The organism is Ramlibacter sp. GCM10027632 (assembly GCF_042675325.1).
In the GTDB taxonomy this organism is placed as follows: Bacteria; Pseudomonadota; Gammaproteobacteria; order Burkholderiales; family Burkholderiaceae_C; genus Ramlibacter.
This window is the reverse complement of the sequence record NZ_JBHTGW010000001.1, coordinates 421,344-434,607: the sequence shown is the minus strand read 5'-3', so window position 1 is coordinate 434,607 and position 13,264 is coordinate 421,344. Positions and strand designations below refer to the sequence as shown.

The following is a 13,264-nucleotide window of genomic DNA, read 5'->3' as shown; positions in this document are numbered from 1 at the left end:
CATGGCGCGGGCCCCTCGCGGCCCACGACCCTTCCAACGACAGGAGACAAGCATGCGAATCCTCAAGGCGCTGGCGCTGCTGGCGGCGGCGTGGCTGGCGGCGGCCTGCGCGCCCATGCAGGCGACGGCACCCCAGCCGCCGCGCGAACTCAAGGTCATCGTCTTCCCCGGCGGCTTCAACTGGCCGCTGTGGGTCGGGCAGTCCCAGGGCTTCTTTGCCCGCAACGGGGTCGACGTGAAGCTCACGCCCACGCCGAATTCCACCTTCCAGCTCACCGGCCTGATCAAGGGCGACTTCGACATCGCCGTGACCGCGATCGACAACCTGATCGCCTACCGCGAGGGCCAGGGCGCGCCCGGCGCCGACGGCAGCGACCTGGTGGCCATCATGGGCGGGGACAACGGCTTCCTGCGCCTGACGGCCCAGTCCTCCGTGGGCTCGATCGCCGACCTGCGCGGCAAGGAGGTCTCGGTCGACGCGCTCACCACCGGCTACGCCTTCGTGCTGCTGGAGATCCTGGAGCGCAACGGGCTGGTGCTCAATCGCGACTACCGCACCGTGCCAGCCGGCGGCGTGCTGCAACGCTACGAGCAGCTCGTGGCCGGCAAGCACGCGGCGACCATGCTGATCTCGCCGTTCGAGGTGATGGCCCAGGCCCAGGGCCTGCGCGTGCTGGCCGACGCCTCCGCCGCCCTGGGCAGCTACCAGGGCCTGGTCGGCGGCGTGCGCCGCAGCTGGGCGCAGCAGAACCCGCAGGCGGTGACGGGCTACATCCGCGGCTACCGGCAGGCGCTGGACTGGCTCTACGACCGCCGCAACAAGGACGCCGCGCTGAAGCTGTTCCTCGCCAACGTGCCCAATTCGACGATGGCGTCCGCCGAGCGCGCCTACGACATCCTGCTGCACCCCGTCACCGGGTTCCAGCGCCAGGGCCGCCTGGACGAGGCCGGCACCCGCACGACGGTGGCCCTGCGCGAGAAGTACGGCCAGCCCCGCCGCCAGATGCAGCCGGTGTCCTCCTACTACGAGCCGCGCTACTACGACGCGGCCTCGCGCTGACCGCGGCGCTCCCGCCCGGGCCGGCGCGCCGGCGGGAGCCTGTCAGCGAGCCTCTCCGGGAGCAGCCTCGAGGAAGTCGAGTTCCTCGTCGCTGAAGCCGGCGCGCCGCCGCGCCGCCTTGTTGAACGGCGGGTACAGGCGCGGCGCCGCGTACTTCTCGACCAGCACCGGGTAGTGGGCCACCGGCTCCAGGCCCTCGCGCGCGCACAGCCACCGGTACCAGTGGTTGCCGATCGCCACGTGGCCGACCTCGTCGCGCAGGATGATGTCCAGCACTTCGACCGCGCGCAGGGCCATGGGCGAGCCCACCGCGCGCAGCTTGTCCTGGATCTGGGGCGTGGCGTCCAGGCCGCGGGCTTCCAGGGTGCGCGGCACCAGGGCCATGCGCGCGACGATGTCCTCCTGGGTGCGGGTGCACATCGCCCAGAGGTTGTCGTGCGCCGGGAAGTCGCCGTAGGCATGGCCGAGGCCGGCGAGCAGGTCGCGCACCAGGCCGAAATGCATGGCCTCCTCGGCGGCCACGCGCAGCCAGTCCTCGTGGAAGGCCCGGGGCATGCCGGTGAAGCGCCAGGCCGCGTCGAGCGCGAGGTTGATGGCGTTGAACTCGATGTGGGCGATGGCATGCAGCAGCGCCGCCAGCCCCTCGGGCCGGGACGGCGAGCGCCGCGGCACCTTCGCCGGGTGCACCAGCACCGGCCGCGGCGGGCGGCCCGGCAGCAGGCCCTCGACGGCGGGCAGGGTCTCGGCCAGGGGCAGCGACGCGGCGCGCCCGTGCAGCGCGCACGCCGCCTCGGCCTTGGCCGCGGGGTCGGGTTGGAGGAGGGCCGCGAGGGCCAGGGACCGCAGTTCGTCCATGCCCCCGATCATGCCCGAGGGCGTCAGGCCGCCAGCAGTTCCTCGGCCCAGGCCAGGGCCTCGAGGTGGGCCATGTTCACCTGGTGGCTGGACAGCTGCAGGGTGCCGGCGGCGCGGGCGAAGGCGGCGTCGTCGGCCGCCTCGCAGGCCTGGGCCAGCTCGAGGAAGGGGGCGAGCACGCCGTGCCGGGACAGCAGCACGTCGCGCACCGCGTCGGGCAGCGGGAGGTCGTCCAGCGCGCGCGGCAGGGGCACGCCGGTCATGGCGTCGAGCAGGGAGAACACGCCGGCGACGAAGGCATGGTCGCACTGCTCGGGGGGCAGGAGTTCGTCGGCGAGCAGCTCCATCAGCCGCCCGCGCACGACGGCGGTCTGGCCGATGGCGGGCGCGGCGCCGGCGTGGGCGCCGGCCACCAGCAGGCAGGCCCAGCGAAGCAGGCGGTCCATGCCCAGGATCATCACCGCGTGGGCGAAGGAGGTGATCTCGCAGGACAGGCCGAAGCCCGAGCTGTTGATGAAGCGAAGCAGGTTGAACGACAGCGCCGGGTCGCGCTTGAGGAGTGCCTCGATGTGGGGGACCTCGGCGCCGCGCTGGATCAGGCCGATCATCTCCAGGATCATGGCCTGGCTCGGCCGCATCACCTGGCTGCGCACCCAGACGGGCTCGGTGAACCAGCGGCCCTGGAACCAGTCCAGGCCCAGGGCGGCGGCCTCGGCCTGCTGCTCGGGGCGGGTGATACCGCCGGCGATCAGCTGCAGCTGCGGCCGGGTGCGGGCCACCTTCACCAGCGCCGGCAGCGCCGCGGGCGGCAGCCGCGCGACGTCGATCTTCAGGTAGCTGGCATGGGCCAGCCAGTCCTTCCAGTGCGAGGCCAGCGCCTCGTGCGGGAAGGCGAAGCGCAGGCCCAGCGCGCGCAGCACGGCCAGGTTGCGGGCGACCTCGTCGACCAGGCCGGGTTCCGGCTGGGGCGGCAGGGCCACCTCGATCACCGCCTGCTGCGGGTCCATCGCTTCCAGGTGGCCGCCGGCCACGGTGCGGGCGTCGCAGCGCACGAACAGCAGGCGGCGCCGCTCGCCGCTGCCCAGGGCGCCCTGCTCCTGCAGGGCCAGGGCCTGCAGCAGCAGGTCGGCGTCGCGCGCGGGCCCTTCGGCGCCGCCGCCGTTGTCCACCAGCTCCCAGCCGACGATGGCGCGTTTGCCGTCGAGGATCGGCAGGCGGGCGAAGGCGGTGGCGGCGATGGCGGTGTCGTGGGCGGGCGGGGTCATGGGGGGCGATTCGTTCGCTGGCGGACCATTGTGGTCACCCCCCGGCCCCGGGCAGGCGCGGAACACGCTCCCTACAATGCCTCTTTTCGACGCAAGAACATCCCCATGGCCATTTACGAACTCGACGGAAAGACCCCCACGCTCGGCGCAGGCGCCTGGGTGGCGGACAGCGCCCAGGTGATCGGCGCGGTGGAACTGGGCGAGAACGCCAGCGTCTGGTTCGGCGCGGTGGTCCGCGGCGACAACGACCCGATCCGCATCGGCCGCAACTCCAACGTGCAGGACGGCTCGGTGCTGCACACCGACCACGGCAAGCCCCTCACCATCGGCGAGAACGTCACGGTGGGCCACCAGGTCATGCTGCATGGCTGCACCATCGGCGACGGCAGCCTGATCGGCATCCAGACGGTGATCCTCAACGGCGCGAAGATCGGCCGCAACAGCATCGTCGGCGCCGGCAGCGTGGTCACCGAGGGCAAGGAATTCCCCGACAACTCCCTGATCCTGGGCAGCCCCGCCAAGGTGGTGCGCACCCTCGACGACGAGGCCGCCCGCAAGCTGGCGGCCAGCGCCGAGGGCTATGTGGCGAACGCCCGGCGCTTCGCCCAGGGCCTCAAGAAGATCGCGTGAGGCCCGGCTTGAGCGAACTCCACAAGTTCCTGTTCGACGGCCTGCCGGTGCGCGGGATCATCGTGCGCCTGACCGACGCCTGGCAGGAGGTCCTGCAGCGGCGCGAGGCCAACACCGCCACCGGCCCCTGGCCGCGCGCCGTCGCCGAGATGATGGGGGAGATGGCCGCGGCCGGCGCCCTCATGCAGTCCAACATCAAGTTCAACGGCGCCCTGGTGCTGCAGGTCTTCGGCGACGGCCCGGTCAAGCTGGCCGTGGTCGAGGTCCAGCCCGACCTGTCGCTGCGCGCCACCGCCAAGGTGGTGGGCGAGGTGCCGATGGACGCGCGCCTGTCCGACCTGGTCAACGTGCGCAACCAGGGCCGCTGCGCGATCACCCTGGACCCCAAGGACAAGTTCCCCGGCCAGCAGCCGTACCAGGGCGTGGTGCCGCTGCATGGCGACCGGCGCGAGAAGATCGAGCGCCTGTCCGAGGTGCTGGAGCACTACATGCTGCAGTCCGAGCAGCTGGACACCCGCCTGATCCTGGCGGCCGACGAGAAGGTGGCGGCGGGCCTGTTGATCCAGCGCCTGCCGATCGAGGGCGAGGGCAACCTGGCCGGCTCGATGGTCTCCCGCGCCAACGAGGACGCCATCGGCCAGCACGAGGACTTCAACCGCATCGCCACGCTGGCCGCCAGCCTGACCCGCCAGGAGCTGCTGGAGCTGGACGTGGACACCATCCTGCGCCGCCTGTTCTGGGAGGAGAGCCTGCTGCGCTTCCCGGCGCAGCGGCCGCAGTTCGCCTGCACCTGCAGCCGCGAGCGCGTGGCCGGCATGATCCGCGGCCTGGGCCGCGAGGAGGCCGAGTCCATCCTCGCCGAGCGCGGCGAGATCGAGGTCGGGTGCGACTTCTGCGGAAGCCAGTACCGCTTCGACCCGGTCGACGCGGCCAGGCTGTTCACCTCGCCCGGCGACCAGCCGCCGGTGACTACGTCCGTCCAGTGAGGCCGGTGAAGAGGCGGTGCTCGCAGCTGGCGTCACCGCATTTCTCGCAGGTGGCCCGCAGGCGTGACCAGCGCTCGATGTCCGCCGGGTCCGCCTCGGCCTGCCAGGCCCAGGGCGCGACCTCGGCCAGCGCCTGCAGCGCGTTGAGCGTGCGCTGCTCGCCGGCGCCGTAGACCACCCGCCAGTCCACCTGCGCCAGCGCAAGGGCCTCGCGCAGCAGGGCGTCCATGGGCTCGCGCGAGTGCGGGCCGTCCCGCTGCAGGCCGTCGGCCACCCAGGGCAGGTCCAGGCCGGTGAGCAGGGTGAGGTGGAAGGTACGCTGGCGCTCCAGGGCGTAGGGGTAGATCCCCCGGTCCCTGAACAGCATGCCGCTGTAGATCGCCACCACCAGCGCGGTGGTGTCGGCGATGACGATGTCGGCGCCCGCGCAGGCCGCCTCGACGCGGCGCTCCTGCTCCTGCGCGATCGGCATCTGCTCCTCGGGCCGCGGCGTGCGGCCCTCGCGGGCGCACCATTCGCGCAGCACCTCGTCGACCACGGCGACGCGGTGGCCCCGCTCTTCGAGGCGGCCGGCCATGGCCCGCGCCAGCGTGCTCTTGCCGGTGCTCTCGGCGCCGAGCAGGGCGATGCGCAGGGGCGTCGCGCGGGAGGCGGGGGCGGCCGCGGTCACGGCAGCTGCCGGCGCCAGGCGCGCCAGCCGGCGACGCTCAGGACGATGAAGACGGTGTAGAGGGCCACGGTGAGCCACAGCCCCTTGTGCAGGAACAGGGCGACGCTGGCCAGGTTGACCACGGCCCAGCCGGTCCAGTTCTCCAGGATCTTGCGGCCCAGGAGGTACTGGGCGACCAGGCTGAGGGCGGTCGGGAAGGCATCCCACCAGGGCACGTCGCTGTCGGTCAGGCGGTCGAGGAAGAGGGCGGTGAGCGGCCACAGCGCGGCGCAGGCCGCCAGGGCCAGCGCCCGGCCCCGCGGGGACAGGCGCGTCACGTGCAGCTCGCCGGCGCCGCCGCGCAGCCACTGCCGCCAGCCCCAGGCCGCGACGACGATGAAGACCACCTGCAGCCCGGCCTCGCCATAGAGCAGGCTGCGCCAGAAGATCGCGAAGTACAGGCCCGAGGCCACCATGGCCAGCGGCCAGCCCCAGTGGATCTCGCGGATGTTGCACCACACCATGAGCAGCGAGATCGCGACGGCGGCGATCTCGAGCCAGGTGGTGGGGGAGCCGCCGAGGACGAAGGCCTCGGCGAACAGGAACTCGGGCATCGCCGGCGGCTACTTGCCCGCCGGGGCCGGCCGGGCCGCGGAGGCCGCGGACGTGACCTGCACGAAGACCTCGTTGGGCTTGACCATGCCGAGCTCCAGGCGGGCCTTTTCCTCGACCATCTCCAGGCCCTCCTTGAGGTCACGCACCTCGGAGGCCATGCGCTCGTTGGCCTGCTGTGCCGCCACGTTGGCGGCCTTCTGGGCATCGAGCTTGCGCTGCATGTCGCCGACGCTGGACACGCTGCCTCGGCCGAACCACAGCTGCGCGTGCAGCACGAGCAGCAGGGCGAGCAGCAGGCCGGTGACCACGCGGGGCGACATGGGCGCTCAGGGGCTTCAGCGCAGGTTGTAGAACGCGGCGCGGCCGGGGTAGCTGGCGACGTCGCCCAGGTCTTCCTCGATGCGAAGCAGCTGGTTGTACTTGGCCATGCGGTCCGAACGGGACAGGGAACCGGTCTTGATCTGGCCGGCGTTCAGGCCCACCGCGATGTCGGAGATGGTGCTGTCCTCGGTCTCGCCCGAGCGGTGCGAGATCACGGCGGTGTAGCCGGCGCGCTTGGCCATCTCGATGGCGGCGAAGGTCTCGGTCAGAGTGCCGATCTGGTTGATCTTGATCAGGATCGAGTTGCCGATGCCCTTCTCGATGCCTTCCTTCAGGATCTTGGTGTTGGTGACGAACAGGTCGTCGCCCACCAGCTGCACGTTCTTGCCCAGGCGCTCGGTCAGGTGCTTCCAGCCGTCCCAGTCGCCTTCGGCCATGCCGTCCTCGATGGAGATGATGGGGTACTTGTCGCACCAGGTGGCCAGCATGTCGGTCCACTGCTCGGCGCTCAGCGAGATGCCGCCTTCGCCTTCCAGCACGTACTTGCCGTCCTTGTAGAACTCGCTGGCGGCGCAGTCCAGGGCCAGGGCGATCTGCTCGCCGGCGGTGTAGCCGGCCTTGTCGATGGCTTCCAGGATCAGCTTGATCGCGGCCTCGTGGTTCTCGACGCTGGGGGCGAAGCCGCCCTCGTCGCCCACGGCGGTGCTGATGCCCTTGTCATGCAGGATCTTCTTGAGGGCGTGGAACACCTCGGCGCCCCAGCGCAGGGCCTCGCGGAACGACGGCGCGCCCACGGGGATGATCATGAGTTCCTGCAGGTCCAGGGAGTTGTTGGCGTGCGCGCCGCCGTTGATGATGTTCATCATCGGCACCGGCAGCTGGTTGGCGCCCATGCCGCCGAAGTAGCGGTACAGGGGCAGGCCGGATTCCTCGGCGGCGGCGCGGGCCACGGCCATGGAGACGGCCAGCATGGCGTTGGCGCCCAGGCGGCTCTTGTTCTCGGTGCCGTCCAGGTCGATCAGGGTCTTGTCCAGGAAGGCCTGCTCGGAGGCGTCCAGGCCCAGCACGGCTTCGGAGATCTCGGTGTTGATATGTTCGACGGCCTTCAGCACGCCCTTGCCCAGGTAGCGGGACTTGTCGCCGTCACGCAGCTCGATGGCCTCGCGCGAGCCGGTCGAGGCGCCCGAGGGGACCGCGGCGCGGCCCATGGTGCCGGACTCCAGCAGCACGTCGCATTCGACGGTGGGGTTGCCGCGCGAGTCGAGGATTTCACGGCCGACGATATCAACGATTGCACTCACAGGAAGATCTCCGAAAAGTTGGAAAGGGGGCTGGCGTCCGGGTTCAGGCGTTGAACTGCGCCTCGAGGAAGCCGTTCTTCTTGGTCACCGTATCCAGGGCGACCAGGGTCTCGAGCAGGGCCTTCATGTGCTTCAGGGGCACGGCGTTCGGGCCGTCCGACAGGGCGTTGGACGGGTCGGGGTGGGTCTCCATGAACAGGCCGGCCACGCCCACGGCCACCGCCGCGCGCGAGAGCACCGGCACCATCTCGCGCTGGCCGCCGGAGCTGGTGCCCTGGCCGCCGGGCAGCTGCACCGAGTGGGTGGCGTCGAACACCACCGGGGCGCCGGTCTCGCGCATGATGGCCAGGGAGCGCATGTCCGAGACCAGGTTGTTGTAGCCGAAGCTGGCGCCGCGTTCGCAGGCCATGAAGCTGTCCTCGGGCAGGCCGGCCTCGCGGGCTGCGGCGCGTGCCTTGTCGATCACGTTCTTCATGTCGTGCGGGGCGAGGAACTGGCCCTTCTTGATGTTCACCGGCTTGCCCGACTGCGCCACGGCGCGGATGAAGTCGGTCTGGCGGCACAGGAAGGCGGGGGTCTGCAGCACGTCGACCACCTTCGCCACCTCGGGGATCTCGGCCTCGGTGTGGACGTCGGTGATGATGGGAACGTCGAGCTCCTTCTTCACCTTGGCCAGGATCTCCAGGCCGCGCGACATGCCCGGGCCGCGGAAGCTCGTGCCCGAAGAGCGGTTGGCCTTGTCGTAGCTGCTCTTGAAGATGAAGGGGATGCCCAGCGCGGAGGTGATCTCCTTGAGCTGGCCGGCCACATCCATCTGGAGCTGTTCGCTCTCGACCACGCAGGGGCCGGCGATCAGGAAGAAGGGCTTGTCCAGCCCGATGTCGAAGCCGCAGAGTTTCATGGTTTAAGCCACTGCCTTCAATTTGCCGGTCTTCTGGTGATCCACCGCCGCCTTGATGTAGGCGTTGAACAGCGGGTGGCCGTCCCAGGGGGTGGACTTGAACTCGGGGTGGAACTGCACGCCCATGTACCAGGGGTGCACGTCCTGCGGCAGCTCGACGATCTCGGTGAGCTGCTCGCGCTGGGTCAGCGCGGAGATCACCAGGCCGGCCTTGCGCAGCTGGTCCAGGTAGGCCACGTTGGCCTCGTAGCGGTGGCGATGGCGCTCGGTGACCACGTCGCCGTAGATCTTGTGCGCCAGCGTGCCCTTGGCCACGTCGGAGCTCTGCGCGCCCAGGCGCATGGTGCCGCCGAGGTCGGAGTTCTCGCTGCGGGTCTTGATGCTGCCGTCGGCGTCCTTCCACTCGGTGATCAGGGCGATCACGGGGTGCGGGCACTGCGGCTCGAACTCGGTGGAGTTGGCGTCCTTCAGGCCGGCCACGTGGCGGGCGTACTCGATGGTGGCGACCTGCATGCCCAGGCAGATGCCCAGGTAGGGGACCTTGTTCTCGCGGGCGAAGCGGGCGGCGTTGATCTTGCCTTCCGTGCCGCGCTTGCCGAAGCCGCCGGGCACCAGCACGGCGTCGTACTTGGCCAGCTGCGAGGCGGTCTCGGAGGTGATGGTCTCGGAGTCGACGTAGTCGATCTTCACCCGCACATGGTTCTTCATGCCGGCGTGGCGCAGGGCCTCGTTCAGCGACTTGTAGCTGTCCGACAGGTCCACGTACTTGCCGACCATGGCGATGTGCACCTCGCCCTGCGGGTGCTCGGTCTCATACACCAGGTCGTCCCAGCGCTTGAGGCTGGCGGGCGGCGTGTTCAGGCGCAGCTTGTCGCAGATCAGGCCGTCCAGGCCCTGCTCGTGCAGCATGCGCGGCACCTTGTAGATCGTGTTCACGTCCCACATGGAGATCACGCCCCATTCGGCGACGTTGGTGAACAGCGAGATCTTGGCGCGCTCGTCATCGGGGATGGCGCGGTCGGCGCGGCACAGGAGGGCGTCGGCCTGGATGCCGATCTCGCGCAGCTTCTGCACCGTGTGCTGGGTGGGCTTGGTCTTGAGCTCGCCAGCAGCGGCGATCCAGGGCACGTAGGTCAGGTGCACGAAGGCCGTGTTGTTCGGGCCCATGCGCAGGGACATCTGGCGCACCGCCTCCAGGAAGGGGAGGGACTCGATGTCACCCACCGTGCCGCCGATTTCCACGATGGCGACATCGGCCGCCTCGGGCGTGTCCATGCGGGCGCCGCGCTTGATGAATTCCTGGATCTCGTTGGTCACGTGCGGGATCACCTGCACGGTCTTGCCCAGGTAGTCGCCGCGGCGCTCCTTCTCCAGCACGCTCTGGTAGATGCGGCCGGTGGTGAAGTTGTTCACCTTGCCCATGCGGGTGGTGACGAAGCGCTCGTAGTGGCCCAGGTCCAGGTCGGTCTCGGCGCCGTCGTCGGTGACGAACACTTCGCCGTGCTGGAAGGGGGACATGGTGCCCGGATCCACGTTGATGTAGGGATCCAGCTTGATGAGAGTAACCTTGAGGCCGCGCGACTCCAGGATCGCGGCGAGGGAGGCTGAGGCGATTCCCTTGCCCAGGGAAGACACCACACCGCCGGTGACGAAGACAAATTTGGTCATGTCGGTCGGAAGGCCGTGCTTCCGGGGAGGTGGTAAAGCGAGATTATAGGCAGCCGCCGAGCCGGCCCGGCCCGGCGGCTACACTTGCCCGCCATGAACGACCTGGCCGGCAAACACTTCGTCCTGGGCCTCACCGGGGGCATCGCCTGCTACAAGGCCGCCGAGCTGTGCCGGGCCCTGATCAAGGAAGGCGCCACCGTGCAGGTGGTGATGACCGAGGCCGCCGGCCAGTTCATCACCCCGGTGACGATGCAGGCCCTGTCCAACCGCCCGGTCTACGACTCGCAGTGGGACGCGCGCGAGGCCAACAACATGGCCCACATCAACCTCTCGCGCGAGGCCGACGCCATCCTCATCGCCCCCGCCAGCGCCGATTTCATCGCCAAGCTGCTGCATGGCCGGGCCGACGACCTGCTCTCGCTGATGTGCCTGGCCCGCCCGATCGAGACCGTGCCGCTGCTGGTGGCCCCGGCCATGAACCGCGAGATGTGGGCCCACCCCGCGACCCAGCGCAACCTCGCCCAGCTCGTCGCCGACGGCGCACACGTGCTCGGCGTGGGCACCGGCTTCCAGGCCTGCGGCGAGACCGGTGACGGCCGCATGCTCGAGCCGGCCGAACTGCTCGAGGACGTCATCGCCTTCTTCCAGCCCAAGCTGCTTTCGGGCAAGCGCGTGCTGGTCACCGCCGGCCCCACCTTCGAGGCGCTGGACCCGGTGCGCGGCATCACCAACCGCAGCTCGGGCAAGATGGGGTTCGCCATCGCCCGCGCCGCCCGCGAGGCCGGCGCCGAGGTCACCCTGGTGGCCGGCCCGGTGAGCCTGGCCACGCCGCGCGGCGTGGCCCGCGTCGACGTGCAGTCGGCGCTGGAGATGCAGGCCGCCTGCCAGGCGCCCGCGCAGTCGGCCGACCTCTTCGTGGCCACCGCCGCGGTGGCCGACTGGCGCCCCGCCGCCGCCAGCGAGCGCAAGATCAAGAAGGACGGCTCCGGCCTGCCGCCGCCGCTGGAGTTCATCGAGAACCCCGACATCCTCGCCGGCATCGCCCAGGGCGAGCGGGCCCGCAGCGGCGCGCTGTTCTGCGTCGGCTTCGCCGCGGAGAGCCACGACCTGGTGGCCAACGCCCAGGCCAAGCGCGCCCGCAAGGGCGTGCCGCTGCTGGTGGGCAACATCGGCCCCGCCACCTTCGGCCGCGACGACAACCAGCTGCTGCTGGTCGACGCCGCCGGCACCCACGAACTCCCGCCCGCGGACAAGCTCACCCTGGCGCGCCAGCTGGTGGCCGAGATCGCCCGGCGGATGGCGGCCTGACCCCGCCCCGTTTCCCTGCGGCGCTCCCGCCTCGGCGTACGCGCCATGCCCCGCCCCCTGAACGCCTGAACCCATGCAAGTCGACGTCAAGATCCTGGATCCCCGCCTGGTGGACCAGATGCCCACCTACGCCACGCCCGGCAGCGCCGGCCTGGACCTGCGCGCCTGCATCGACGCGCCGCTGACCCTGGCGCCCAACGCCTGGCAGCTGGTGCCCACCGGCCTGGCCATGTGGCTCAAGGACCCGGGCTACGCCGCGATGATCCTCCCGCGCTCGGGCCTGGGCCACAAGCACGGCATCGTGCTGGGCAACCTGGTCGGCCTGATCGACAGCGACTACCAGGGCCAGCTAATGGTCAGCTGCTGGAACCGCAGCCCGGTCGAATTCACGCTCCAGCCCCTGGAGCGCCTGGCGCAGCTGGTCATCGTGCCGGTGGTGCAGGCGCAGTTCAACGTGGTCACCGAGTTCCCCGCCACCGAGCGCGGGGAGGGCGGCTACGGCTCGACGGGCAAGGCCTGAGAACCCGTCACGGCCTCTGACGGCCGCCGTCGCGGGTCTCCTACGCGCCCCGGCGCATGCCGGCGATGCAATCGCCGGCGTCCGCTCCCCGGACGCTCCCAGGAGACTGCCATGCGACCCATCCTCCGCATCCTCGCCGCCGCCGGCCTGGCCTTGCTGGCGGCCTGCGCCCAGTACCCCACCACGGGCACGGCGCAGACGGCCGCCTACCCGCAGGCCGGCACCGCGCCCGCCTCGCTGGAGTGGGGGCGGGTCACGAGCATCGAGTACCTCCCCCCGGGCACGCCCGCCGCGGCGCGCGGCCCCAACGTGGTCGGCGCGGTGGTCGGCGGCGTTGCCGGCGCCGTCCTGGGCCACCAGATCGGCGGCGGCTCGGGCCGTGATGCCGCGACCGTCCTGGGCGGGGTGGCGGGAGCGGCGGCGGGCAGCCAGGTCGGCCGCGGCGCCCCGGCGGGCGCGGCCACCAGCGGGCCGGCCTACCGCATCACGGTGCAGACCGACCAGGGCGTCTCCCGCGTCTACGAGGTTCAGGCCACCGGCGACCTGCGCGTGGGCGACCGGGTGCGCATCGAGAACAACGTGATCTACCGGTCCTGATCTGCTGGCCCTGACCGGGCGGCCGGCCGGGAGGCAGAGGCTGCGGGCCGCGGCCCGGGCCTCAGTGGATGCTGTCGCTGCCCGGCGCCTGGGGCTGCACGCGGAAGAAGCCGGTGCCCGCGCTGCCGCGGCCCACCTCCTCCTCGGTCGCCTCGCGCACGCCCTCGACCTTGAGGGACAGCCGCAGGGCGATGCCGGCCAGGGGGTGGTTGGCGTCCAGCACCACGTGCTCCGGGTAGATCTCGGTGACGGTGTACAGCGCGCTGGCCGGGCCCTGCGACGTGGCGCCCGTGGGCAGCTCCTCGAAGGTCATGCCCTCCTCGAGCTGCTCGGGGAAGAGGGCTCGCGCCTCGAGGAACACCAGGTTCTCGTCGTAGTCGCCGAAGGCCTCCTCGGGCTCGAGGTGCAGGTCGAGCCGGTCGCCCACCTCATGGCCCTGCAGGGCCTCCTCGATCTTGGCGAGCAGGTCGTCGCCGCCCACCAGGAACTCCACCGGGGCCTCGAGCGTGTCGAGCGTGTCGCCCAGCGTGTCCTTGAGGGTCCACGTGAGGGCGACGACGCATTGGTTCGAAATTTCCATAGGAGAAT

General features: G+C 70.9%; 15 protein-coding genes. 6 read left to right on the top strand and 9 right to left on the bottom strand.

Going from position 1 to position 13,264, the window contains the following annotated elements:
- Nucleotides 1-52: 52 nt before the first annotated feature.
- On the top strand, nt 53-1,060 hold the full coding sequence (locus tag ACFQZY_RS01920; RefSeq protein ID WP_377411907.1) for an ABC transporter substrate-binding protein: 1,008 nt from the start codon (nt 53-55) through the stop codon (nt 1,058-1,060).
- A 42-nt stretch (nt 1,061-1,102) separates the two neighbouring features.
- Here ACFQZY_RS01920 and ACFQZY_RS01915 read toward each other — a convergent pair whose 3' ends face one another.
- On the bottom strand, nt 1,103-1,915 hold the full coding sequence (locus ACFQZY_RS01915) for a ferritin-like domain-containing protein (RefSeq protein WP_377411905.1): 813 nt from the start codon (nt 1,913-1,915) through the stop codon (nt 1,103-1,105).
- Nucleotides 1,916-1,938: 23 nt separating this feature from the next.
- On the bottom strand, nt 1,939-3,180 hold the full coding sequence (locus tag ACFQZY_RS01910) for an EAL and HDOD domain-containing protein (protein WP_377411903.1): 1,242 nt from the start codon (nt 3,178-3,180) through the stop codon (nt 1,939-1,941).
- Nucleotides 3,181-3,285: 105 nt separating this feature from the next.
- Between ACFQZY_RS01910 and ACFQZY_RS01905 the strand changes: the two genes are divergently transcribed.
- On the top strand, nt 3,286-3,810 hold the full coding sequence (locus ACFQZY_RS01905; RefSeq protein WP_377411901.1) for a gamma carbonic anhydrase family protein: 525 nt from the start codon (nt 3,286-3,288) through the stop codon (nt 3,808-3,810).
- An 8-nt stretch (nt 3,811-3,818) separates the two neighbouring features.
- Complete coding sequence (locus ACFQZY_RS01900; RefSeq protein WP_377411899.1) at nt 3,819-4,796, top strand: Hsp33 family molecular chaperone HslO; 978 nt, start codon at nt 3,819-3,821, stop codon at nt 4,794-4,796.
- Here the strand turns inward: ACFQZY_RS01900 and ACFQZY_RS01895 are convergent.
- The 6 genes from ACFQZY_RS01895 to ACFQZY_RS01870 are packed head-to-tail and all read right to left on the bottom strand — an operon-like array spanning nt 4,780 to nt 10,251.
- Complete coding sequence (locus ACFQZY_RS01895) at nt 4,780-5,466, bottom strand: AAA family ATPase (protein WP_377411897.1); 687 nt, start codon at nt 5,464-5,466, stop codon at nt 4,780-4,782. The genes ACFQZY_RS01900 and ACFQZY_RS01895 overlap by 17 nt on opposite strands.
- The gene (gene pnuC, locus ACFQZY_RS01890) at nt 5,463-6,059 is read right to left on the bottom strand and encodes a nicotinamide riboside transporter PnuC (RefSeq protein WP_377411895.1); all 597 of its coding nucleotides are present in this window, start codon (nt 6,057-6,059) and stop codon (nt 5,463-5,465) included. Before pnuC ends, ACFQZY_RS01895 begins: the two co-directional genes overlap by 4 nt.
- Before the next feature lie 9 nt (nt 6,060-6,068).
- Nucleotides 6,069-6,380, bottom strand: a complete 312-nt coding sequence (locus ACFQZY_RS01885) for a septum formation initiator family protein (RefSeq protein ID WP_377411893.1) — start codon at nt 6,378-6,380, stop codon at nt 6,069-6,071.
- A 15-nt stretch (nt 6,381-6,395) separates the two neighbouring features.
- Complete coding sequence (eno, locus tag ACFQZY_RS01880; RefSeq protein WP_377411891.1) at nt 6,396-7,682, bottom strand: phosphopyruvate hydratase; 1,287 nt, start codon at nt 7,680-7,682, stop codon at nt 6,396-6,398.
- 43 nt (nt 7,683-7,725) lie between these two features.
- Nucleotides 7,726-8,583: a 3-deoxy-8-phosphooctulonate synthase gene (gene kdsA, locus ACFQZY_RS01875; RefSeq protein WP_377411888.1), complete on the bottom strand. Its 858-nt coding sequence runs from the start codon at nt 8,581-8,583 to the stop codon at nt 7,726-7,728.
- Nucleotides 8,584-8,586: 3 nt separating this feature from the next.
- Nucleotides 8,587-10,251, bottom strand: a complete 1,665-nt coding sequence (locus tag ACFQZY_RS01870) for a CTP synthase (protein WP_377411885.1) — start codon at nt 10,249-10,251, stop codon at nt 8,587-8,589.
- A 93-nt stretch (nt 10,252-10,344) separates the two neighbouring features.
- Between ACFQZY_RS01870 and coaBC the strand changes: the two genes are divergently transcribed.
- From coaBC to ACFQZY_RS01855, 3 genes are all read left to right on the top strand, one after another.
- Complete coding sequence (gene coaBC, locus ACFQZY_RS01865; protein WP_377411882.1) at nt 10,345-11,559, top strand: bifunctional phosphopantothenoylcysteine decarboxylase/phosphopantothenate--cysteine ligase CoaBC; 1,215 nt, start codon at nt 10,345-10,347, stop codon at nt 11,557-11,559.
- A 73-nt stretch (nt 11,560-11,632) separates the two neighbouring features.
- Nucleotides 11,633-12,079: a dUTP diphosphatase gene (gene dut, locus ACFQZY_RS01860; protein WP_377411879.1), complete on the top strand. Its 447-nt coding sequence runs from the start codon at nt 11,633-11,635 to the stop codon at nt 12,077-12,079.
- Between the two features lie 111 nt (nt 12,080-12,190).
- Nucleotides 12,191-12,676 (top strand): glycine zipper 2TM domain-containing protein, encoded by a 486-nt coding sequence (locus ACFQZY_RS01855; protein ID WP_377411876.1) that lies wholly within the window; start codon nt 12,191-12,193, stop codon nt 12,674-12,676.
- Between the two features lie 61 nt (nt 12,677-12,737).
- Here the strand turns inward: ACFQZY_RS01855 and ACFQZY_RS01850 are convergent, their stop codons facing one another.
- The gene (locus tag ACFQZY_RS01850) at nt 12,738-13,256 is read right to left on the bottom strand and encodes a peptidylprolyl isomerase (protein WP_377411874.1); all 519 of its coding nucleotides are present in this window, start codon (nt 13,254-13,256) and stop codon (nt 12,738-12,740) included.
- Nucleotides 13,257-13,264: the final 8 nt, after the last annotated feature.